Annotated in this window: 20 protein-coding genes, 1 pseudogene and 2 CRISPR repeat arrays; of the genes and pseudogenes, 13 read left to right on the forward strand and 8 right to left on the reverse strand. The window is 68.9% G+C overall.

What is annotated here, in order from left to right; genetic code table 11:
• The first annotated feature begins 340 nt into the window (after nt 1-340).
• Nucleotides 341-980: a CRISPR direct-repeat array (repeat unit 29 nt).
• A 556-nt stretch (nt 981-1,536) separates the two neighbouring features.
• Nucleotides 1,537-2,846: direct repeats of the CRISPR family, unit length 29 nt; unit sequence CTGCTCCCCGCTCGCGCGGGGATGGTCCC.
• Between the two features lie 180 nt (nt 2,847-3,026).
• The 4 genes from ACZ66Z_RS34500 to ACZ66Z_RS34515 all read left to right on the forward strand — a co-directional run bounded on the left by ACZ66Z_RS34500 (nt 3,027) and on the right by ACZ66Z_RS34515 (nt 5,257).
• A complete protein-coding gene (locus tag ACZ66Z_RS34500) occupies nt 3,027-3,290 on the forward strand; it encodes a hypothetical protein (protein WP_467125916.1) in 264 nt (87 codons plus the stop codon).
• The gene (locus ACZ66Z_RS34505) at nt 3,287-3,673 is read left to right on the forward strand and encodes a PIN domain-containing protein (RefSeq protein ID WP_469939756.1); all 387 of its coding nucleotides are present in this window, start codon (nt 3,287-3,289) and stop codon (nt 3,671-3,673) included. Before ACZ66Z_RS34500 ends, ACZ66Z_RS34505 begins: the two co-directional genes overlap by 4 nt.
• A gap of 479 nt (nt 3,674-4,152) precedes the next feature.
• The gene (locus ACZ66Z_RS34510; RefSeq protein WP_469939758.1) at nt 4,153-4,686 is read left to right on the forward strand and encodes a DUF7822 domain-containing protein; all 534 of its coding nucleotides are present in this window, start codon (nt 4,153-4,155) and stop codon (nt 4,684-4,686) included.
• A 319-nt stretch (nt 4,687-5,005) separates the two neighbouring features.
• Nucleotides 5,006-5,257 (forward strand): hypothetical protein, encoded by a 252-nt coding sequence (locus ACZ66Z_RS34515; protein ID WP_469939760.1) that lies wholly within the window; start codon nt 5,006-5,008, stop codon nt 5,255-5,257.
• A gap of 72 nt (nt 5,258-5,329) precedes the next feature.
• On the opposite strand, the gene ACZ66Z_RS34520 is transcribed toward ACZ66Z_RS34515, so the two are convergent.
• Entirely contained in the window at nt 5,330-7,234 is a 1,905-nt protein-coding gene (locus ACZ66Z_RS34520; RefSeq protein WP_469939762.1) for a DNA/RNA helicase domain-containing protein, read from the reverse strand.
• Nucleotides 7,235-7,488: 254 nt separating this feature from the next.
• On the opposite strand from ACZ66Z_RS34520, the gene ACZ66Z_RS34525 reads away from it, so the two are divergent.
• The 3 genes from ACZ66Z_RS34525 (at nt 7,489) to tpg (ending at nt 10,026) form a co-directional block, all read left to right on the forward strand.
• Nucleotides 7,489-8,454, forward strand: coding sequence for a protein NO VEIN domain-containing protein (locus tag ACZ66Z_RS34525; RefSeq protein WP_469939763.1), 966 nt, complete (start codon nt 7,489-7,491; stop codon nt 8,452-8,454).
• Nucleotides 8,455-8,937: 483 nt separating this feature from the next.
• The gene (locus ACZ66Z_RS34530; protein WP_469939765.1) at nt 8,938-9,390 is read left to right on the forward strand and encodes a protein kilB; all 453 of its coding nucleotides are present in this window, start codon (nt 8,938-8,940) and stop codon (nt 9,388-9,390) included.
• A gap of 81 nt (nt 9,391-9,471) precedes the next feature.
• Nucleotides 9,472-10,026, forward strand: coding sequence for a telomere-protecting terminal protein Tpg (gene tpg, locus ACZ66Z_RS34535; protein WP_469939766.1), 555 nt, complete (start codon nt 9,472-9,474; stop codon nt 10,024-10,026).
• Between the two features lie 99 nt (nt 10,027-10,125).
• On the opposite strand, the gene ACZ66Z_RS34540 is transcribed toward tpg, so the two are convergent.
• Together ACZ66Z_RS34540 and ACZ66Z_RS34545 are read right to left on the reverse strand one after the other, a co-directional pair.
• Nucleotides 10,126-10,527 carry an SMI1/KNR4 family protein gene (locus tag ACZ66Z_RS34540; RefSeq protein ID WP_469939768.1) on the reverse strand — a complete coding sequence of 134 codons (402 nt, stop codon included), beginning with the start codon at nt 10,525-10,527 and terminating at the stop codon, nt 10,126-10,128.
• Between the two features lie 12 nt (nt 10,528-10,539).
• Nucleotides 10,540-12,159: an ISL3 family transposase gene (locus tag ACZ66Z_RS34545; RefSeq protein WP_469939770.1), complete on the reverse strand. Its 1,620-nt coding sequence runs from the start codon at nt 12,157-12,159 to the stop codon at nt 10,540-10,542.
• Between the two features lie 91 nt (nt 12,160-12,250).
• Between ACZ66Z_RS34545 and ACZ66Z_RS34550 the strand changes: the two are divergent.
• Nucleotides 12,251-12,454: pseudogene (locus ACZ66Z_RS34550) on the forward strand (IS110 family transposase); the annotation flags it as partial.
• Between the two features lie 18 nt (nt 12,455-12,472).
• Entirely contained in the window at nt 12,473-12,880 is a 408-nt protein-coding gene (locus ACZ66Z_RS34555; RefSeq protein ID WP_469939771.1) for a hypothetical protein, read from the forward strand.
• A gap of 121 nt (nt 12,881-13,001) precedes the next feature.
• Here ACZ66Z_RS34555 and ACZ66Z_RS34560 read toward each other — a convergent pair whose 3' ends face one another.
• Nucleotides 13,002-13,127 (reverse strand): hypothetical protein, encoded by a 126-nt coding sequence (locus tag ACZ66Z_RS34560; RefSeq protein WP_469939772.1) that lies wholly within the window; start codon nt 13,125-13,127, stop codon nt 13,002-13,004.
• Between the two features lie 44 nt (nt 13,128-13,171).
• Between ACZ66Z_RS34560 and ACZ66Z_RS34565 the strand changes: the two genes are divergently transcribed.
• Nucleotides 13,172-13,471: a restriction endonuclease gene (locus ACZ66Z_RS34565; protein ID WP_469939773.1), complete on the forward strand. Its 300-nt coding sequence runs from the start codon at nt 13,172-13,174 to the stop codon at nt 13,469-13,471.
• Nucleotides 13,472-13,779: 308 nt separating this feature from the next.
• Here ACZ66Z_RS34565 and ACZ66Z_RS34570 read toward each other — a convergent pair whose 3' ends face one another.
• The 3 genes from ACZ66Z_RS34570 to ACZ66Z_RS34580 form a co-directional block, all read right to left on the reverse strand.
• Nucleotides 13,780-14,490 carry a hypothetical protein gene (locus ACZ66Z_RS34570; protein ID WP_469939775.1) on the reverse strand — a complete coding sequence of 237 codons (711 nt, stop codon included), beginning with the start codon at nt 14,488-14,490 and terminating at the stop codon, nt 13,780-13,782.
• A complete protein-coding gene (locus ACZ66Z_RS34575; protein ID WP_469939776.1) occupies nt 14,487-15,734 on the reverse strand; it encodes a 2-isopropylmalate synthase in 1,248 nt (415 codons plus the stop codon). The genes ACZ66Z_RS34570 and ACZ66Z_RS34575 overlap by 4 nt, the downstream gene beginning before the upstream one ends.
• A 323-nt stretch (nt 15,735-16,057) precedes the next feature.
• Nucleotides 16,058-16,474 carry a hypothetical protein gene (locus ACZ66Z_RS34580; protein WP_469939777.1) on the reverse strand — a complete coding sequence of 139 codons (417 nt, stop codon included), beginning with the start codon at nt 16,472-16,474 and terminating at the stop codon, nt 16,058-16,060.
• A 504-nt stretch (nt 16,475-16,978) separates the two neighbouring features.
• Between ACZ66Z_RS34580 and ACZ66Z_RS34585 the strand changes: the two genes are divergently transcribed.
• The 3 genes from ACZ66Z_RS34585 to ACZ66Z_RS34595 all read left to right on the forward strand — a co-directional run bounded on the left by ACZ66Z_RS34585 (nt 16,979) and on the right by ACZ66Z_RS34595 (nt 20,229).
• Complete coding sequence (locus ACZ66Z_RS34585; RefSeq protein WP_469939778.1) at nt 16,979-17,887, forward strand: SDR family NAD(P)-dependent oxidoreductase; 909 nt, start codon at nt 16,979-16,981, stop codon at nt 17,885-17,887.
• Between the two features lie 221 nt (nt 17,888-18,108).
• Complete coding sequence (locus ACZ66Z_RS34590; protein WP_469939780.1) at nt 18,109-19,026, forward strand: alpha/beta fold hydrolase; 918 nt, start codon at nt 18,109-18,111, stop codon at nt 19,024-19,026.
• 219 nt (nt 19,027-19,245) lie between these two features.
• On the forward strand, nt 19,246-20,229 hold the full coding sequence (locus tag ACZ66Z_RS34595) for an SDR family oxidoreductase (RefSeq protein WP_469939781.1): 984 nt from the start codon (nt 19,246-19,248) through the stop codon (nt 20,227-20,229).
• 112 nt (nt 20,230-20,341) lie between these two features.
• On the opposite strand, the gene ACZ66Z_RS34600 is transcribed toward ACZ66Z_RS34595, so the two are convergent.
• On the reverse strand, nt 20,342-20,524 hold the full coding sequence (locus tag ACZ66Z_RS34600; RefSeq protein ID WP_469939782.1) for a hypothetical protein: 183 nt from the start codon (nt 20,522-20,524) through the stop codon (nt 20,342-20,344).
• Nucleotides 20,525-20,780 lie beyond the last annotated feature (256 nt).

Raw genomic sequence — 20,780 nt, forward strand, 5'->3', positions numbered from 1 at the left:
AATCTGAGTGAGGGCAGCCTCGAGAAGCTCCCCTGATTAACCCTTGGGCGTCTCCTGCTCCCCGCCCGCGTGGAGTCTTCTATACCTGACGAGTGCCCGTACGGGAGCTCCTGCTTCCTGCGTCTGGAATAGCTTCGTCGCCCTGGCCATGCCGCCGTAAGAAGTCCGTTCCTCTCTGTACCCACGGGGTGGTCCTTGTGGTGACGGCCGGCCCAGTCGCTTGGCTTGTTATCCGGTGGTGGGGAAGCGGCTCGTTTGTGGAGTGATGGGCGTTTTGCCGGTTTCGATGAAAGTGGTTCAGTTGGGGCTGTGACTGCGGTAGAACTGCAGGTCATGAAGTCTGCTCCCCGCACCCGCGGGGATGGTCCATGCTCATCGTGCCGGTTCGAGCGTTTGCTCAGCTGCTCCCCGCACCCGCGGGGATGGTCCCTCAGGATTGCGGATGTATCGATCGATACGATACTGCTCCCCGCACCCGCGGGGATGGTCCCCGTAGGTTGTCGTCGCTGTGGTCGTCGCCAGGCTGCTCCCCGCACCCGCGGGGATGGTCCCGTGGCGCCGGGACCCCGGTCCATCGGCCGGTGCTGCTCCCCGCACCCGCGGGGATGGTCCCCCCACCCTGACCGTGCGCGGCGTGGTCGTCAGCTGCTCCCCGCACCCGCGGGGATGGTCCCCAGTCGATGCCGTCGGCCATGTGCCCCACCGTCTGCTCCCCGCACCCGCGGGGATGGTCCCGGCGCCACCCACTCCGCCCAGAGCTTCCGGATCTGCTCCCCGCACCCGCGGGGATGGTCCCTGACGCCGCCGTTCATCCACTCGGGCGCGCCGCTGCTCCCCGCACCCGCGGGGATGGTCCCGCGGCGTCGACTTCCTTGCCACCGCCCTGCGTCTGCTCCCCGCACCCGCGGGGATGGTCCCTGACCGTCGGCGACCAGCTCATGTACAACTACCTGCTCCCCGCACCCGCGGGGATGGTCCCCCCGCCCCGGTCGCGGTGGAGGTGATCGCGTCCTGCTCCCCGCACCCGCGGGGGATGGTCCCGACTCCTTGCCGCCGTCCTTCGCCGCCGAGCTCTGCTCCCCGCACCCGCGGGGATGGTCCCGCACCCACGACGACCCGCCCGAGCACGGCGCTCTGTTCCCCGCACCCGCGGGGATGGTCCCAGTCGCGACATACGCTGCCACTGGTCCTGGGACTGCTCCCCGCACCCGCGGGGATGGTCCCCACCCGACGATGCTCCTGAAGAACCTTGCGTCCTGCTCCCCGCTCCCGCGGGGATGGTCCCCAGCAGGTCGCATCGCTCGTACCGTTCGACGACTGCTCCCCGCACCTGCGGGGATGGTCACCTGGCCGGTGGAGCGGCTGTCGGAGCGGGCTGCTGCTCCCCGCACCCGCGGAGATAGTCCTCTTGGGCAGTCTGGGCTGTTGAGGGTGCCGGCGGGGATTCCCTGTAGGGGAGTGGTGTCTGGTTTGCCGGTTTCGGTGAAAGTGGTTCAAGTGGCGCTGTGTGTGGGGTAGAACTGCAGGTCACTGAGTCTGCTCCCCGCTCGCGCGGGGATGGTCCCCGCAGCCCGGACCACTCCACGCTCGTCCACCGCTGCTCCCCGCTCGCGCGGGGATGGTCCTCAGGGCCCGGGTGTGGGCGTCCTTGGGCAGGCCTGCTCCCCGCTCGCGCGGGGATGGTCCCAAGGCCTGTCCCTGGATGCGCCACTTACTGACCTGCTCCCCGCTCGCGCGGGGATGGTCCCGTCGAGCGCGCCCATGACGGACTCGACACTCACTGCTCCCCGCTCGCGCGGGGATGGTCCCGGCCACCGCACCCCCACCGCGGGTTACGACCCCTGCTCCCCGCTCGCGCGGGGATGGTCCCCAAGGTCGAAGCCGAAGCGTACGCCGTGCTCGCTGCTCCCCGCTCGCGCGGGGATGGTCCCGTCTACTTCGGCCCGCCGGTGAGGACGCTCGGCTGCTCCCCGCTCGCGCGGGGATGGTCCTCGAGGGTGGTTCGGGTGGGAACTTCCGACCCGCTGCTCCCCGCTCGCGCGGGGATGGTCCCTGGCACACGCCCGGGGGACGCTGCCAGCTGAACTGCTCCCCGCTCGCGCGGGGATGGTCCCGTGCCGGAACCACGAAGGCCCAGACCGATTCCCTGCTCCCCGCTCGCGCGGGGATGGTCCCCTCTACGAGGCGGCCGGTACGGCAGCCCCCCACTGCTCCCCGCTCGCGCGGGGATGGTCCCCAGAATCACCATGAATCTGTAGCTCAGCGGCACTGCTCCCCGCTCGCGCGGGGATGGTCCGCGGGACTGGTAGAGCTGGACGCGGGTGGTGGGCTGCTCCCCGCTCGCGCGGGGATGGTCCCTGCGCGACCATCCGCTCGTCCTGGCCGAGCTCCTGCTCCCCGCTCGCGCGGGGATGGTCCCGACTCCTCGGGTGTGTGTTCAGTGTGCGGCTGCTGCTCCCCGCTCGCGCGGGGATGGTCCCTGCGACAGCTGGCAGCACGCCCTCCGTGAAGCCTGCTCCCCGCTCGCGCGGGGATGGTCCCCGATGCTCGTGTGCTTCTCCGGCGGCACATGCCTGCTCCCCGCACCCGCGGGGATGGTCCCAACGACCCAACCGGCCAGCTCTCCGGAGGCGACTGCTCCCCGCACCCGCGGGGATGGTCCCGTCGGCGGCCAGGGCCAGCTCTCCGGAGGCGACTGCTCCCCGCACCCGCGGGGATGGTCCCCGGGACATCTGGAAGGCGTGGGAAGGCCAGAACTGCTCCCCGCACCCGCGAGGATGGTCCCCCTCGTGCACGTCACGCGATGCTGCAAGAGAGCTGCTCCCCGCACGCGCGGGGATGGTCCCTCGATACCGGTGGACTGGTCCGTCTCACGGTGCTGCTCCTCGCATTCGTGGGGATGGCGCCGTATACCAGGCCGCGGTCGGGGTCTGTTCTTCGTGCCCGGTGGAGGGTGTGGTCTGCGTGTCTGGTGTGGGGGTGGTTCGCACGTTGTACCCAAGTATACGTGCTTGTATACTTGGGTTATGTCTGATGCGATGATCAGGGTGCCTGCTGAGGTTCGTGACCGGCTGGCGGTGATTGCCGAGTCCCGCGGGGTGTCGATCCGGTCTCTGGTTCAGGAGTTCGCGGAGTCGACGCTGACGGAGGAGGAGCGTCGTGAGCGCGCGGAGCGGACTCGGGGTTATCTCGCCGAGCATTTCGGTGTCGAGGTGAGCGACGAGGAGAGCGCGGCGATGGGCGCCCGGCTGCGTGAGGCGTTTGCCGGCCGGCAGGACGCGGCCGCGTGATCCTTCACCATCTCGTTCTCGATGTGACGGTTCTGTCGGCGCTGGCGGGGAACAGGCAGGTGTCCGCGCTGATCCACCGGGCTCATTTCGAGGTGGAGACGCGGTTGTGGGTGCCGGTGTTGTCGGCTCTGGAGGCCGATCACGAGCATCCCGGGCTGGCGGAGCACCTTGGACAGCTCGACGTCCTGCACACGGTGGATCTGGACTATCCCGCGATGCTGACGGTCGCCCGGCTTCGTGGCGAGGGTGTACCGCCGGGTATCGGAGCCGCGATCCACGCCGCCCGGCATCTGCCCCAGTGGGGCACGGACGCACTCGTGGCAACCGTCGACCCGAAGGCATACGAGGGACACGGTGTGGCTGTATTCGATCTCAATCGGTGAGGTCGCCAGCCACCTCCAGGACAGAGTGACGACTGCTCCTGGCAGGCGCAGTGATACCCCTGACCTCCAACTGCTCCCTGCTCGCGCGGGGATGGTCCCACGAGACGCAGATCGCGAACCTGTCTGCGGCGCTGCTCCCCGCACCCGCGGGGATGGTCCCGGTCACCAAGACGGGCGGAAAGGGTCGGCGGTCCGCTCCCCGGCCCGCTGGAATGCTTCCCGGGGATACGGGATGTACGTCACCTCTTGGCCGCTGTCCGTCTGCAGGGGGCGGGCCGTTCGTGTATGCCGGGTACGAGGGCAGGCTTTCTGCCTTGTGAGGGGGCGCCCACGGGCGCCGTCTGCCGGTTGCAGCACCGGGTGCGGTTCTGGTGTTTTGACGCCTGCCTTGCCGGTCGAGGCCCTTCCTCGGGTTCCGTCCGTTCGGGAGGAGTCGGACGGCGGTGGTGTTGTCGGTCCCCGGTGTTAGCGTCGCCGTCATGGCGAACCGTTCCTATCTCTACTCCGCGGACTTGATGCCGAACGAGGCGGAGATTCCCCAGCGGATCCGGTGTATATCCGAGCACAACTGGGACGTCCCGCTCGCGCACAAACTCATGGTGGGGCGCGGGACCACGGTCGTCCCGTCCATGATCTGGAATCCTCCGATCGGCATCGCCGCGGACTACGCCGGCGGGGCGGCCCTGCTTTGCGGTCTCCTGCGCGCGGTCGGCAAGGGTCTGGAGGACGACGCCGAGTTCGCCCAATGCGTCACCAGGACCACGGCCCACCTCGAGAAGCAGCAGGCGAAGTACTTCGTCCTGGAGGCCGGGGAGATCGTCTCGATGACGGACGACGATCCGGCAGCGAGCGTGGGGCGTCTGGTGGCCGGGGACATCCCCGACGCCGTCGTCCGGGCCGAGGCGGCGATCGCCGGCCGGAACGACGAGTGGCTGGCCTCGGTCCGGGCCGACTGGCAGAAGCACTTCGCGTCCTTCTACAGCGACGCGCTCTACTTCTCCTTCCCCGACTGACCCGGCCCGCGGCGCGGTTATCGGGCGAGCCCGGCCTCAACCGAGAGGCACAACCCAGCCTGGACTGCTCCTCACACCCGCAGGGGATGGCCCCCGGAGTCCATCACGGCGCTGGACCGTATCCCTGCTCCTTCCTGCACCCACAGGGATGGTCCTGCGGCGGTCATGGCGCCGCTCGTGGCACGACCCTGCTCCCCGCACGCGCGGGGATGGTCCCCTGCTGGAGTACGGCTCGGTGCACAACCCGCCCTGCTCCCCGCATCCGCGGGGATGGTTTCCCCCTTCACGCAGCGAGGAAACGCCCATCAGCGACGCTGAGGTGAAGATCGGGCTCGCCAAGGCGACCTTCAAGACTGTGATGCGTGTTCCCGGCCCTCACGCCAGGCGGATGATCAATGCAGCGCTCCGCATCTTCGGGCTGGTCGGGTCCTTTGTCGCTCCCGTGGTTCTGCTCAAGTTTTCTGTGGACGTGGTGATGCCCTGGTGGGGGCTGTGGGTGTTGGTCGTGGTGGTCGCGCTCCTGCTGCTCGTCCATGTGGTGGTCGGCAGCCGCCGCGACCGGCAGGAGTAGTTGACCCGCACGCCATAGACGTTGAGGTGGCGCCGGACTGCCTGGGGTCCGGCGCCACCTCGTGTGTGGTCTTCATCTGTTGTGGATGAGGTTTTGCAGTAGGTGGTGTGTGGTCTGGTCGGGGGTGTGGATGTGGGTGGTGTGGGTGCCGCGGGTGAGGAGGACGCGGTAGGTGTTGAGGGCGTAGGGGAGGTATTGGGTGGGGGTGAGGTGGCGGAGGTCTTTGTCGTGGCTTTGGTCGGGGTGTGCTTCCCACCGGTCGTTTGTCCAGGTGAGGTCGGGGCCGATGATGACGCCGGCGTGGTGGTATTCGAGGCCTTGGGCGGTGTAGATGCAGCCGATTTGTTGGTGTCCGCCGGTGTGGGTGGCCCAGAGTTGGTTGTGGGGGGCGAGGGGGCGGCCGTTGTCCGGGTGGGTGAGGGTGGTGGCGGCGTTCCAGGCGGCGCGCCAGGTCCGGGCCGGTGTCGCAGGACCTGGTGGGACGTCGATGGTGATGTCGAGGGGGAGTGTGGTGGCGTCGCGGGGGCGGGTGCGGGTCCAGGGCCAGCAGAACCCGGCGGTGGCGCGGGCGGTGTGGCCGTCGGCGGTGGCGTGTTCGATCCACTGCTGGAGCTGGAAGGGGTCGTCGGCGAGGGCGAGTTCGTAGCCGGCGTGTCCGGTCCACGGCGTAGGGGTGCCGTAGAGGAGGTTGTCGACCCAGGTGGTGTAGGCGGCGGAGCCGTTGCAGCGGAACGAGCCTGTCAGCTCGAGGTGGTGGTGGGTGCGGCCCAGTGTCCGGGCGGTGTCGCGCAGTTCGTCGACGGTGGTGCCTTCGCCGGGGCGGATGGTCTGGCGTTCGTCGAGGAACACCACGGCCAGCGGTACCTTGCGCAGGACCTCGGCCAGGGCGGGTGCCAGCCTGTCGTCCGACCTGGCCATGCGCTGGGCTTCGTCGATGATGACGGACCCGGCGTGCTGTGCGGTGCTGTACAGGGAGGAGACGGGCGGGAACAGGTCACGGGCATGCGCCTGCCCGCCGGCGGCCTCGAGAAGGTGGGCGCGCAGTGTCCCTGAGGGCGTGACGAACCGCGGCCGGCTCTTTTCCCGGTGACGCATCAGATAGCCGAGCAGACGCACCGCGAGCGCGGTCTTGCCGCTGCCCGGCCCGCCGCTCACGGTGACGACCGCACCTCGCGGGTCTCCGGCCAGCAGACCGGCGATGAGTGCGCGGATCCGTACGTAGGCGTGCTGCTGGTCACCGACGAGCGCGAAGGTCGTCTGCCCCTCGAGCGCGTCACCGACCTGGGCGAGCAGTCGGGCCGACGGCGTCCACTCGATCCGCTCGAACGCGCCGACCTCCTCCAACGTGGGAGAGGCCAGGTCCGCGCACCCGAGGCGAGCGGCCACAGCCGCGCCCTCGCCGGCCAGGTCCTGCCCGGTCACCACCGGTACGTGGGCTCCCTCGCCGTTTCGGACGCGCAGGACTTCGCCCTGTTCTCGGCCGGCGTTGTGCAGGACGACGGCCGCGCGGATGTCGAGCACGGGCGCCTTTTCGGGTCGCCAGAACTCGAAGAACTTTTTGTAGGCCAGGACCTGCTGCACCGGATGCGTGGTGACCAGCCCGTCCGAACGCTGCACCCGCATGTGGTCCAGGACCCGCGCCGTGTGCCATTGCTTCAGCTCGATGATCACCAGCCCCACAGCGCTGCCCGGCGCAGCGCCGATCAGCAGAGCGTCCAGGCGCTGGCCCCCACCCGGGGTGCCGTACTCCAGATACAGCTGAAGACCGGACAACCCCGCCCCAACGAGCGCCTCCAGCAACGGAGGCCAGCTGTTGCGCCAGCTGCGCACCTCGGCCTCGTCCGGGACCCCGAAGCCCGCGGCCGTGTAGCGCTTCACGCACCGGTCGATGAACGCCGGGTCCTTCGCCGCTGCGGCGATCTCGTGCACCCGGCCCGCCGCCGCACACGGCACGTCGGCCACCTGTTCCCCGGCCACGGCACCGCTCGTACGCGGTGACGGCACCCCGCCGCCACGCGCTGTCGTCGTCGGTGATTGCTCTGACATGCGGATCCCCCATGCTTCCCGCCGCGCCCCAGCGTGCGGCTGCGGGCCGCTCACGGCTCCGCGGCCGCTGCTGAGGCGTTGTCAGTGGCGGTTTCTAGACTGCGAGTTGAGCGTCTGGCCTGTGCAGGCTATCCCACAGGAAGGCCTATCGACCACTCGATAAAGGCATGCTTATGATGCCCTGCATGAAGAGTTCGACGTTCGTCATGGTCCACGTGGGCCAGAGCACCGAGTCCCAGCGCAACCTCGAGCACGGCATCGAGACCCTCTCCTGGGGCTTTCCCGAGAGGAAGCCCGAGTATGAGGACGCCCGTCCCCGGTTCGCCGTCCTGGCCACCGGCGCCTCGCCCCGCGTCCAATTCGAGGACTGGCTGCAGAACACCGCCACTCTCTACCTCTTCCAGGTCCGCGGCGGCTTCTACGAGGGCAAGGCCTGGCACTGGCCCGACGAGGAGGCCGAACGACGCCTGAAGTACCCGCAGCGCTTCGGCATCGAGCCTCTGGCCAAGCTCGAGAACGTCCCGCTGGGCCCTGAGGGCCCGCTGACCGAGGCCGGCAGCGATGCGATCCGCCGCTCGGGTACCGACCGCGGCATGGGCAAGCTCGTCCAGATGCCGGCCCAGCGCCTCCTGGAGCTCGCCGGCATCCCCTACGACCCTGACGACCCCGAAGACGTCCCCCTGGACAAGTCGCCGGGCTTCACGGCCGAACAGGTCGAGGGCAAGAAGAAGCCCCAGCGCCGCCGCCGCGGGGCCGGATACATCTCCGATCCCAAGAAGCGCAAGGCCATCGAGGAGCACGCCGAACAGCTGGCCACCGCCCACTACGAACGACAGGGCTGGAGGGTCGAGAAGCTCGGCAAGCCCTACGACCTGCGCTGCACCCGTGGCACCGAGGAACGCCACGTCGAGGTCAAGGGCACGACGGGCGCCGCGACCAGCGTCGAGCTCACCGTCAACGAGGTCCTGCACGCCCGGGACAAGGACAACACCGTCGACCTGTACGTTGTCAGCGACATCAGGGTTGACGCCGCCACCGACCCGTACATCCCCAGCGGCGGCACGGTCTCGCACTACCTCGACTGGGAGCCGGCCGAGGAGGACCTGCGGCCCCGCAAGTACGAGTACCGCCTCCCCGACCTGACCGCCTGAACGCCGGCCTCCGGCCGCAGGAAGTAAGTCGATGGGCTGACGCCCGGTCACATGTCCTACAGTCGGAGGGCCTCATTGTGTCACCGGCCCCGTACGTACTGCGATCTCTCGGGTTGGTGTTGGTGGTGGTGAGAACCGGTCGTGCTGGTCCGGAGATGGGCGTTGCGGGGCTGGTCAGCGGCTGTTTGCGGGTGGGCAGGCCGCTGTCATGGGGGTGAGAGATTAATGGGTGGGATCGCTGTCGTGGGGCTTTATCGCATGGCACCTGATGTTGTCTCAGGTTCGAGAGTTCTTACCGGGGCAGCCGGAGTTCTGGGACGGCCAGCAGATCGGCCAGTAACACCGCTATACGGCGATCTCCCGCGCGATCTACCTCTCTCCGGTCTTTCCTCGATGCCGGAAAGGCTGATCGTCGCTCAGGTCGCCGTACAGCACTCCGGCTTCACCCGCGTCCGACTGCTTCCGTCTCCGAGGGGGAATCTCGTGCTCGCTACCGTGATCGCCGTCCTGGGCACCCTGCTGGGTGCCGTGGTCGCCGGCTTCATCCAGCACCGCACCACCCGCTCCGCCCGGGACGCCGAGCGCGTCGACCGGCGCCGGGACCAGGCGCTGGAGGCCGTGACCGCGCTCGCCTCCGCGCTCGCCACCCACCGCCGGGCCCAGTTCGTCCGCGAGGAGCTGCGCTTGGCCGGCGCGGACGAAGCCTGCCTCGATGCCGCCCGCGCCGAACTGCATGCCACCCGCGCCGCGATCGAGACCCCGCGCGTCCTGGTCACGATCCTCCTCCCCGCCCTGGCACCGGCCGCCGACGCGGCCGCGCAGGCCTCCTACGCCCTGCGCGACGCCCCCGACACCGACACCCTCGCCGCACTCCGGCAGGACGCCATAACCGCCACCAAAGCCTTCGTGGCCGCCGCCTCCCGCCACTTCGCCTGACCCACAGCGGAGCGAGGGGTGGCGTCACCCGCGACGCCACCCCCGTACGCCTCCCGCCGGCCCTCCACCGAAGGACCACCGATGATCATCGACACCGCCTTGAGCAACGCGTTCGCGGGCGCGTTCACCCGCCCTGTCCCGAAGAGCGCCGGCGCCCAGGTCCGCTATCTCGTCAGGCAGCACAAGGGCAGCACTCGCGACGTCGCGGCCCTCCTTGGCGTCTCTCAGCGCACCGTCGAGCGCTACGTGAAGGATCAGATCAAGCTCCCGCGGTCCGAGTTGGCGGAGAAGGTGGCCGCCGAGGTCCGCCTGCGGTGGCAGCCGCAGATCCGGGCCAAGGCCCGCAAGGCGGCGGCGACCTCGGCCGGGCTGATGGTCGGCGTCCGCGCCCGGTTCGGCTTCACCGCCGCCCCGGGCAGCAGCGACGACGCCCGCATGCGCCACCTCACCCTCGCCCTCCCGCCCCATCACGCCGCCCGCCTCCTCGACGCCCAGGCCGCCGGCGCCACCGACCGTGAACTCCAGCAGGCCACCGCCGACGCCCTTGGTGAGGTGTACTTCCGCGACGGCGACCGCCGCGCCCACGGCCTTGAGGTCGAGCTGAGCGACATCGAGCAGATTCAGTTCGAGCTGTAGCCGGTTCCTTTGTGCGCTTTGTGTCGGGCGTACGAGAACGGGGTGGCTGGCTTTATTCACGAGTCGTGGGTTCTGGCACACATTCCGTGAGGGCAGTGGTCAGGAGAGCGGGGGATCGACGTCGTCCCATTTCCATCCGGTTTGGGGGAAATTCTCTAGCAGGGCGGAGAGGGACGTTGCCTGGTAGATGGCGGATGACCAGTCTTCCGCGGAGACGTCGAGTGTCACCAAAGGCGGGGGGTCCTGGCGGAAGTCGTAGGCAAGCAGCTCGCGGCTTCCGTCTCCGCCGATGACGACGGCGCCGGGGAAGCGTTTCTGGAATTCACCGGCCTCGTTGTTGCCGATGAGCTCGTCCAGCGCGTCGATCACCAGGAAGTCGTCAGCGGGAGGAACGAACCGGCTCAGACTCCCTGTAGTGCCCAGAAAGTCCCGGTAGTCCTGGGGAAACCGGACTCCGAAGTGGTGCTCGACCTGCGCGATCCGGTCGTCGTTCGAACTCATGAAGCAGTTCTATCAAGGGCAGAGCGGGTGGCGGTGGCCGCCTTGGGCCGCGGTGAGGAGGACACGTTTGCGGAGCAGGGGGAGCTTGGCTCGTCCGAACATCTGGCGTTTGATCATCTTGATGTGGTTGACGCGGCCCTCGACGGGGCCGGAGTTCCAGTGGGTGCTCAGGCCCTGGACGACGGCGTCCCAGTCCTTCTCCAGGCCGGCGGCGAACGCGTGCAGCCGGGGCAGGCCCGCGGCTCGGGTGGCGGTGATCCAGTCCTTGAGGTGCTGGCCGGAGCGGCTTTGAAGGATCTCGGCGAAACCGCGGACGTGTGCGTGAAGGGCCTTCAGCTCAGGGCAGTGGGTGAGGACAGCGGCGAACTGTTCATGTTCCTCGTCGCCCAGGCGCTCGGGGCGCCGCATCATCCAGCCGGTGACCCGGCGGACTCCCGGTGGCGCGGGTGGGACCACACGGATGCGGCGCCGGCGTCTTGGTCGCAGGTAGTCACTGATGATCTGATAGCTCCCGCGATAGCCGAGGGCCTGAAGCTCGGCGTGCAGCTGGATGGCGTTGGTGTGTCCTTCGGCCCAGCGTTTGTCCAGGTGGGGCTTGTAGGGGTCGAGCTGGCTGGGCCGGGGCTGGTGCCGACCGGTCAGCAGCTGCTCGGGGACCGCCGCGCGGGCATTGCGGCGGACGGTGTTACCGCCGATGTGCAGTTCTCTGGCGATCTCGCGGATGCCGTGTCCCTGGGCCAGCAGGGCGTGGATGGTCGCGTGCCGCTCTCGGATGCGGACTTCGATCGGCGACATCGCCTTCATTGCCTCCACGCTGTCGCCATCGTTCGTCGGGCCGTCAGGACTGGCGGCGGCCGTCTTGAGGCATGTGCTGTGGAGCCGGATGCTGGCTTCGACGGCGGTGCCAAGGTTTTGCCAGAGGTGGAACCGGTCGGCCACCTGGACCGCCTTCGGGGCACCGGTGCGGGCGCCGTCGGCGTAGGAGCCGGCCCGGTCACGGCAGATGATCTCGGCTCCGGGATGCTCGCGCAGCCAGCCCGTCAGGGTGGCGGCGTCCCGGCCGATCAGCAGGTCGAGAGGCTGGCCCGTCTCGCAGTCAATGAGGACGGTCCCGTAGTGATGCCCGCGGCGGGTGGCGAAGTCGTCGACCCCCAGCACCTTCGGGACGGCCCAGGCGGGATCGGGCAGGGCCATGATCGCCCGCAGGAGCGTTGTCCGGCTCACCCTGATATGCAGGGCGGCTGCCAGACGGGCACCGGCGCGGCCGGCGAGCGCGACGGCAACCGCCTCCAAGAGGCGTCGGGAGGAGGGTGTTCGACGTCCATAGCGAATGGTCAGCCCTTCGACCTGTTCAGCGAACGTACGGCGTGTGCAAGCAGAGTTCTCGCAGTACAGACGTCGCACCGTCAGTTCGATCATGACTGGCCGATCACCGACCGGCCTGTCCTCAAGGCGCCTTACGTACACGCTGTGGACTCGATTGGACACCGTCGCACACGCGGGGCAAGCGACCCCGATCGGCTGCGTTCTCGCGACCAGGCGGACCACCCCGCACTCGAAGAACACGCGCTCCAACAGCAACGCTCTGACATGCGGAAACAGGTCACCAACGAGGTCATGACACCGCACCACGGTCCCAGATGATGCGACATCACCGTGGTGAAACCCTGTAGATCGCTCTCACGGAATGTGTGCCAGAACCCCGTCTTCATCAGCGAAGCCACTCAGCGGCTCCAACGGCGCTGACGCCCACTACCGGCGCCGCCGAGCAGGAGGGGACTGGCACATGCAGGCCCTTCGGCACCTGTTCAACCGGATGCTCGGCCAGCTTCACCACTGCCTGCTGACCCGCACTCCCTTCGACGAGGAGGTGGCCTTCCCTCCCCCTGCAGTGGCGCTGCCCACCCAGGCGGTGCCGGACATCTGATCGACTACGCTCCTGGCGGTGACCAGTGAGTACCCGTACGCAGACCGCTTTCTCGGCGAGTTCAGGGAACTGAAGCATGGGAGTCCAAATGGCCCCTACCTGATTGCTGCAGTGCGCAGTGAAGGCGACCCGCACGAGGAGGACCTTGTGCGGTACCTGCGTGCCGGCAGCGTGATCGCCGCGACTGGATCAGCTGTTTACGACTTCCTGAGTCCGACCAACGAGTTCATCGATGGTCTTCACCTCCTTACCGACGGTGAGTGGTTCTGGCACACCGACCTTGCTCACTACGTCGAGCGGTACCACGTTCCCGTCGATGACCGATTCGTCGATCACGCACGCCGCCGTGGATGGGCGCCTCCGCAGCTGAGTGACGACCAGCTCGTGAAGATCGCGGATACTTTCTTCCCTGAAGACGACGCATGAGATGCCATCCGACGCCACCACGGCAGAGCCGAACTTGACGACTTAGCTGCATGAGGTGTCTTTCCCACGCGATAGCCGAGGGGGAAGAGGTGTCGTCCATAAGGGCCGGGGCCGGGCGCGCTCAGGCCAGCTGCGCCTGGAGTCCGGCCAGGGGAGAGCGCCGGCCCTTGCCGACCGCGCGCAGCTGCGCCCAGTCGACCTCGGGGTGTGCCCGCTTCTCGCCCAGCAGCCCGGCGACCAAGAGCAAGACGGCAGCCAGGCCCCCCGTGAGACCGCCACAACGAGGCTTTGATGAGCAGCAGACACCTGGCCCTGCATGACCCCGAAGGGCTCCTCGAAGGTGAAATCCCCCTCGACCGCGCCACCCACGAGCGCCTGGCCAAGGCCGTCCTCGGCTGGACCAGCAACCCGGGCCTGCCCGCGGCGGACCTCCAGCAGATCGCGCTGCAGCTGACCGGCGCTGCCCGCGCCCTCGCCGACGTCGTCCTGGACGAAGCCGACCGGCATCCCGGCCCGCAAGGGCCTTCTGAACCCGCCGCCCCCGACTCTTCCCGGATCAGTACGCCATACGGGGGGCGAGGTGTCGGGTGAGCGCCACGGGCGTGCGGGCCCGTGGCGGTCAGCGGTCCTTGGCGTCAGGCCATGAAGGTGGCGTGCAGCCAGGCTGCGGGCCGGGGTTCGGGCTGGAAGAAGGCATAGGTCGTGAGAGCTGAAGCACCGGCCCTACCCCGACCGTGAGAACGCGAGCGCCCGTTGTCCGCTGTGTGCCCAGGCTGCCGCGCTGTGCCCTGTGGGCTGGTCGCTCGCCGGGCGTCAGCCTGGGAAATTGCCCGAGCCCGACTATCCCGGCCTTCGGCGCGTCCAGCAGCGTCGTGCACTGTGCGGCTCCGGCGCGGTGATCACGTGCCGGAGTACGTGGTGTGGATGTGGTCGAGGTAGTGATTGGCGCTCGGGTGTGGGCGGTCTTGGGCGCCGTGGCGGTGGAGGTCGATGCGTCCGTCGGGGTGGAGGCGCAGGGTGGTGGTGGCCGCGCGGGGTTTTTCGGCCGGGTCGGGGCCGGCGCCGGTGAGGGAGGCGGCGCCCAGGACGGGGACGGTCGGCGGGAACATGGCGGTGGCGGCCGTGGCGGTGGCGGCGGGTGGGTGGCTGGTGCGGTTGGCGCTGCTGACGTAGAGGAGGGGATGGTCGGCGATGACGGGCATTAGGGGTGTCCAGCGGGCGCCGAAGATCAGGGTCCAGCCGTTCTGGGTGGCTGGTGTCAGCCAGGCCGGGCCGCGGGCGCCGGGCCGTAGCGGCAGCAGCATGGTCAGCCGTTCCTCGGTGAGGAGCCGGCGGGCCAGTGCGGCCTGGTGCGGGGTGAGGTCGAGGACCTGACCCACCGCGGCGAGGGTGGCCGGGTCGTGGGCCCACACGGCGACGGCCTGGCCGGCGGGCCGGCCTTTGGCCGTGTTGACGGCGTGAGGATCGGTGGCGGCCACGACGTAGGTCAGTGGCGCGGGATTGGGCACCACCACCGCCCCGCCCCGCCCCAGTGCGGCCCGCGCCTCTTCGGCGTCGACGGTGCCCACGTCCAGGCCCGCGTCGGCCATCGTTTCCCGGCCCGTGTTCATCGCTCGTCTCCTGCCGCCTGGGTGTGCGTCAGCCCGTTGAGGTAGTCACCGAAGGCGGCGTCGTCGATGACGGCCTGCCCGGTGCGGAAGGCCCGCGTCTTTACCCATCCCATCGCGGTTTTTGCCTGCGCGTGGTCCAGGTCGTGGCCGAGCCGGGCCGCGACCGCCTTGACCACCCGGGCGCTGGCCAGGTGGGTGAGTACCACCTTCGGCGTGATCCCCAGCAGCTGTTGCGGGTCGAAGGGCTGGAACAGCTCGGGGTGTACGAAAGGAGTGCCGGTGGAGATGGTGCCGACGCCGGTGCCGACGATCGGCGTGGTCACGCTCAAAGGTACGCCGGTCTCCTCGGACACTATCCTGGCGATGTCCGGCAGCCGTGTGAGGTCGGGGGCGCTCCACCAGGCTTCACAGTCGGCGCCCAGCAACTGGGTCGTGCGGGCCGGGTCGTGGGCGAGCAGGAACAGCAGCTGCTCGGTTGCGGCCATGCCGCTGCGTTCGGCGATCCCCAGCCATGAACAGGACACTACCCGTACCTCTGCCCGCAGGGCCTCCACAGTGTTGGCCAGGCCCAGCCCGAGGTCGTTGTGCAAATGAGAGGCGAGAACCACCTCCTCACCGGCCCCGTCGGCGACGTCGGAGAACATGCGCGCGGTCTCGGTCGGGAGCTGGCATCCGATGGTGTCGGCCAGGACGACGGTCCCCGCTCCCGCCGCGGTCATTGCTGCCGCGTAGGCGGCCATCAGCCCGTGGTCGGCGCGCGAGGCGTCCGCCAGACAGACATCGACGGCGACCTGATCGTCCACGTCCTTGGCGTCCTTGACGAGCCCGACACCCTGCTCCAAGGCTTCGCGGGCGCTCAGGTGGGTCATGACCTGGGCCATCGCCTCCGAGGCCGGGACCACGACCATGATCCGGGCGTGTGCGGTGCCGGCGACGGACGCGAGCGCCTGGCGCACATCGGCCCGGGTGCCCCGGCACACGGCGGCGACACTCACCGCGCCTTCCGCCTCCACCGCCACGCGCCGCACCGCCTCGAACTCCTCGGCGCACACCGCGGGAAAGCCGGCCGCGAACACCACATGCCGCGGCCCGTGATCACCGAAGATCCGCCCCTGCTCCCGCGCGAGACGGACCCGGAAGCTCGCGCTCATCAGTGTCTTGGCCTGGGCGCCGTCGCGTGCGGACTCCTCCCACAACACCACCCGCCCCGCCCGGGCCGACTCCCGCACCACATCCACGCCCACCGCGCACCCCCGATTTCCCGACGCGGCTCCTGGAGACGGCCGGCGCTCAGCTCTCCGCTTGTGGAGAGCAACCAAGCCCGTACTCTAGGTGGCCAACCGTCAGCTTCATGACCGCGCGCAGACCGACCACCGGCCGATACGGCTGGCGGGGACATCGGGCTCGTCCCTGCCGGTCGACGCTGCCCGAACCGTCCATGGTCAAGGGTGCTGAGTGGCCACTGCTTTGGCAGCGGTTCTTCGCTGCCAAAGCTGGCCCCGGCCGGCAGTCGGATTCCCGCTGCTGGCCCTGCAGCTGGTGCAGACGGCTGGTCTTCGATTTGTTCCTAGGGTGTCGTGTGCGGCGCGTATGTGATCCGGCCGTTGATTTTCACGGTGGAAGCGGTGTCGGGGAGTTCGGCCTCGATCCAGCCGGTGCGACTCTCGTGGGGCTTGAGACTGCCGTAGGAGCACTTGACGGTGTCACCTGCCGGGACGCAGGGGTGCGAGCTTTCGATGATCCGAAGGCCGGAGGGATGGATCGCGTGGGTCATGACGACGCGGTCGACCGGTTCGTCGCCGTTGGACAGCTTCCATTCCCAGGTGACGGTGTGCTCGTCCTCGGAGATCTGAGGGGGGTCGTAGCTGAAGACGACGGCTGCCTCGGCGTGCGCCGACGGTACGTTCATCGCCAGGGTCATCACAGTCATGGCGGCCGCGAGCGCGGAGCGCAGCAGACGCTGGTACGGGTGGTTGAGTTTCATGATCTGTCCAACGCCACTGGTACCTCTCCGTCACGGTGGACTCAGGCTCGCGGTGCCCGCGTGTGCGGAGCGCTCAGGCGCCAGGGCTGAACATGTTCCAAAGTCACTGATGCTGTCAGTGTGCAGGTGGTGCAGTCCTGCCTCGCGTGGTGGAGGCAGGACTGGCTGGATCAAGGGGTGTCAGAGGCGGCTGCGCCGCCCGCACCGTGGGCTCAGCCCCTCGAAGGCGCGTACTGCAGGGCGGGTTTTTGTTACGTCGCCGCGCGGCGAACCGCATGGCGGGTGAGGGCTGGGAGCTGTCCATCAGATCCATCCGCGGGGCATGACCCGGATACGCCGGAAACCTCACACGGGATGATCTTGAATGCATGTCCAGCATGCGATGCGTGCCTTGAGCGGGGGTGTGGTCGTTGTCGCCGAGAGCGCGTCCCGTTGCAGGTCGGGGCCAGCGGCTGCCTGGTCTGCTGGTGGCGGGATGTCACTAACTCACCTTGGGAGTGGCGTGTGGTGGATGAGCGGACGAGCAGTGCTGATGGGCCGGGCAGTGTGCTGGTGACGGGTGCGGGCAGTGGGATCGGGCTGGCCGCTGCTCTGCTGCTTGCCCGTCAGGGCTGGCGGGTGATCGGGACGGCACGTTCACGGGAGAAGGCCGACGCGCTGGTTCTTGCCGCCCGTGCGCAGGGCCTGGTCGTGGACGCGGTGATCATGGATCTGACGGACCCGATGTCTTGTCGTGAGGCTGTCGGGGCGGTCGCCGAACTCACCGATGGCGGCCCCCACGCGCTGGTGGCCAACGCCGGGATCCCGCTGACAGGGGCGATCACCGATGTGCCGGCGGAGCGCGTTCGTGAGGTGATGGAAGTCAACGTTGTGGGCACGCTGGGCATGTGCGGCCTGGTGCTGCCCTCGATGCGTGAGCGGGGCCGCGGCCGGATCGTGGCGGTCTCTTCCGCCGCCGCTCGGATTCCGGCGCCGATGAGCGGCTGGTACTGCGCGAGCAAGCACGCGCTGAGCGCGGCGATGCACAGTCTGCGTATGGAGGTCCGCGGCTACGGTGTGCAGGTAGTTCTCGTCGAGCCGGGCGTGGTCGCGACCCCGTTCTGGGACCGGGCACAGGAGAACCTGCCCGTCCTAACCGGTGGCGCCGGTGACGCAGGCGTTCATGACCGGGCCGTGAATCTCTTCTCCCGCATTCAGCGGTCGGCCGGCGGGCCGCAGCCCGTGGCCCGCACCATCGCCAAAGCTCTGCGCGTCCCGCGCCCGCGGGCCAGGTACACCGTCGGCGCCGACGCACGCCTGGGCGTCGCTCTGCAGAGCATGACGCCTCTGTGGCTCAGCGATCACGTCAAGGGCCGCCTGTTTGCGCTCCATACCCCGGCTGGCACCACAACGGCGTCCGTCCCGATCGGGTGAGTCGAGCAGTATCTGACGCTCCACAGGCTTTACGCACTACGTGATGACCCCGCCGGGGCCCGTCCGCCCCGGCTCCGAGCCGGGGCCGGGGCTGCGCTGTGCCGTCCGCGTGACGCCGTGCCGTCAAGATCGTTCCCCTTGATGACGCGTATGCCGCTGTGGCTGTCACGGCCGGCGCGAGTCAGGGTCCCTCAAGGGGTCGCGGGAGCAAGGGGAGTGTCTTGGCCTTCGAAGAGTTCGTGGTGTCCCGATACGGCGGATACCGGTCCGAGGGCCGCACTCTGCGGCACGGTGATCCCACGGCGGAGACGGTCGTACTGATCGGCGGAGCCCTCCAGCGCAAGACGGCATGGGGCCGTTTCGAGACGGCGCTGGCCAAGACGTTTCACATCTTCACCGTGGACCTGCCCGGATGGGGCGAGGCGGACACGCTGCCCGCCTCCTACGGGCTGGACTTCCTCGCTGGCGCCCTGCACGACCTGCTGGAGACAGCCGGGCACCGCAAGGTGCACGTGCTCGGCGCTTCCTATGGTTCGGGCATCGCCTACCGCTATGCCCAGACCCACCCCCACATGGTGCGCAGCCTGGCACTGGCTGGACCGCTCCTGTGGGTCCCCGACCCGGTCCGGCAGGATCTGCGACGCAGCGTGGAGTTGCTGGACAGCGGACACATGGAGGAGTTCGCTCGACTGAGCGCGGACACCATTTTGCGTTCCGCTCCGAGCGCGCGCGTCACCCGCCAGTCCGCAGTGCGCCGCGTCCTGTACTCCATGTTCCGTGACATCGACGGGGCGGACCGGGAGAAGTACCGGAACAACACGCTGAGGCTGCTGGAACAGCTGCCGTCGCTGCACCCGGCGGTCACTGTCCCCGTGGCGGTGGCCACCGGTGAGCACGACCTGTTCACCCCACCGGGCCTGTGCCGCGAAGTGGCTTCGGCGTGTCCCGACGCCCGCGTCATGCTGATGCACGACGCCGACCACGCCATGCATCTGGAGCTCCCTGATCTGGTCGGCGATCTGCTGATCCGTTTCGCGACTGGGCAGTCCCTCGACAGCCTGGCCTACTGCCACCCGGTGGAACATGCGGCCGTGCCATCACCCAGCGTCGCGGTGCAGACGGCGGCCGGCTGTCGGTGACCGGACAACCGAGATCCCTTCCTGCCCCGCATGCATGGCACCCGCATTACCATCGCGCCAACCCAGCAGCGGGTGCGAACCCAGCAGCGGGTGCGAACCCCTTCCCGTTGTCTCCCCGAACTGACCGTGGACACCTCCACGGTCCCCTTGACCCCCAACGACAGGGCCGTCCCTCACAAGAGGACCGCCCCGCGCCCGTCATCCCAGCCCGAGGCCCTCATGACCACAGTCCGCCCCACTGTCCTGCTCACCGGATCGACCGGCGTAATCGGGCAGAATCTCCTTCCCGCACTCACCGTCCGCCATGACGTCACCGCACTCGTGCACCGCCGCCTGCCCCAAGGTGCCACCACATGCGTACAGGCCGACCTGACCGCCGACGGCATGGGCCTGAGCAACAGCCGGCGCCGCGAACTGGCCGCCGGTATCGACGTCATCGTGCACTGCGCCGGCCTCACCGACTTCGCCCCCCGCGACCGCACCGCCTTCGACAACGTCAACGCTGAGGGCACTCGCAGGATTGTGGAACTCGCCGACGACGCCCGTGTGCCCGTGGTCCTGCTCTCCTCCGCCTCAGCCGCCTTCGATGTCCCCGGAGAGGACCTTGCCGCCCGCTCCATGCGCGCCTACGGCCAGTCCAAGCGCCGGGGTGAGGAACTGGCCGCCCGGTGCAGCCAACCTGTCGCGATCGTGCGCACCGCGCTCCTCTTCGCCGCCCGCAACGCCTCCGCCGCCCCGCGACACCAGTTCCCGCACGCCCTGTTCACCGCCATGCTGCAAGCGCGTCCCGGCTCGCTGCCCATCCAGCCCGACCACTGGACCGACATCCTCCCGATGGAAACTCTCGTCGACTACATCACCGCACTCACCGAAGCCCAGATCCGAAGGGACACAACAGCCCCCGGCCTCCACTGGGTCACGGCCGGCCCCGCACGCCTGACCGCAGCCGACCTGGAGCAAGCCTGCATCAACTTCCTCAATGAGGCAGGCCGGCCGGCCACCGGACCCCTACTGGCCGACCCCCTGGCCCTGCAGCCTCGCGCACGCGGCATGGCCCGCGTAGCCCAGATCGGATTCCTGCCACCCGATTACCCGGACATGCCCTCCCACCTGACCCGCATGCTCCCCACCCAAGTGACCCGCTCCGACGTACTCGAAGCCCTCACGGACAACATCCGACGCTGCGCACCATGGACACCGTAAACACCCGATCCAGCCTGCAGAATGCCTGAGGTAAGGCGCGTCTGGACGCAGGGCCACGCTCTGGTCGCCAGGGACATGGCCCTTGAGGGCTGTCATGTGTACACGGATGACTTCATGGACCGGCCTGGCCGTCCGCATCGCCCAAAAAGCACAGGCCGGCCTGCGTCGCATACACCGCGACCGACACCGCCCAGTGCCACAGGTCACCGCAGTGGTTCACGTCTGATGGCAGTGGTACGGCTTCGGCAATGTTCTCCGCTGTGGAACCTGGCTGCTTGCCGGGGAAGCTGGACACCTGCTGTCCTTGGGGCGCTGACGCTGGTGGCCGGGACAGCAGGTGAACCGGCCGTTCCCTGACTTGCGGGGTGAGGTCGAGCTTAGGGCTGCGTGGAGGTGTCCTCGAAGTAGAACCAGTCATCCACGTTCCGTCTGCCGACCAGCGGTGATGTCGTTGAGCTGGGGAGTCGCAGGACTGCAGGGGACGCCGTCGGTAGCCACGCTTGCTGTGGGGCGGGCGTCGATGACGTATGGGCGATTCTTCGGGTGGGTAG

It is taken from the genome of Streptomyces sp. NPDC107498 (assembly GCF_055582805.1).

Excerpts from the sequence above, each read along its gene's own strand:
- ACZ66Z_RS34595 (WP_469939781.1), top strand. The coding sequence starts at position 19,246 with ATGACCACAGTCCGCCCCACTGTCCTGCTCACCGGATCGACCGGCGTA.
- ACZ66Z_RS34580 (WP_469939777.1), bottom strand. The coding sequence starts at position 16,474 with ATGAAACTCAACCACCCGTACCAGCGTCTGCTGCGCTCCGCGCTCGCG.
- ACZ66Z_RS34570 (WP_469939775.1), bottom strand. The coding sequence starts at position 14,490 with ATGAACACGGGCCGGGAAACGATGGCCGACGCGGGCCTGGACGTGGGC.
- ACZ66Z_RS34540 (WP_469939768.1), bottom strand. The coding sequence starts at position 10,527 with ATGAGTTCGAACGACGACCGGATCGCGCAGGTCGAGCACCACTTCGGA.
- ACZ66Z_RS34500 (WP_467125916.1), top strand. The coding sequence starts at position 3,027 with ATGTCTGATGCGATGATCAGGGTGCCTGCTGAGGTTCGTGACCGGCTG.
- ACZ66Z_RS34525 (WP_469939763.1), top strand. The coding sequence starts at position 7,489 with ATGAAGAGTTCGACGTTCGTCATGGTCCACGTGGGCCAGAGCACCGAG.
- tpg (WP_469939766.1), top strand. The coding sequence starts at position 9,472 with ATGATCATCGACACCGCCTTGAGCAACGCGTTCGCGGGCGCGTTCACC.
- ACZ66Z_RS34565 (WP_469939773.1), top strand. The coding sequence starts at position 13,172 with ATGAGCAGCAGACACCTGGCCCTGCATGACCCCGAAGGGCTCCTCGAA.
- ACZ66Z_RS34510 (WP_469939758.1), top strand. The coding sequence starts at position 4,153 with ATGGCGAACCGTTCCTATCTCTACTCCGCGGACTTGATGCCGAACGAG.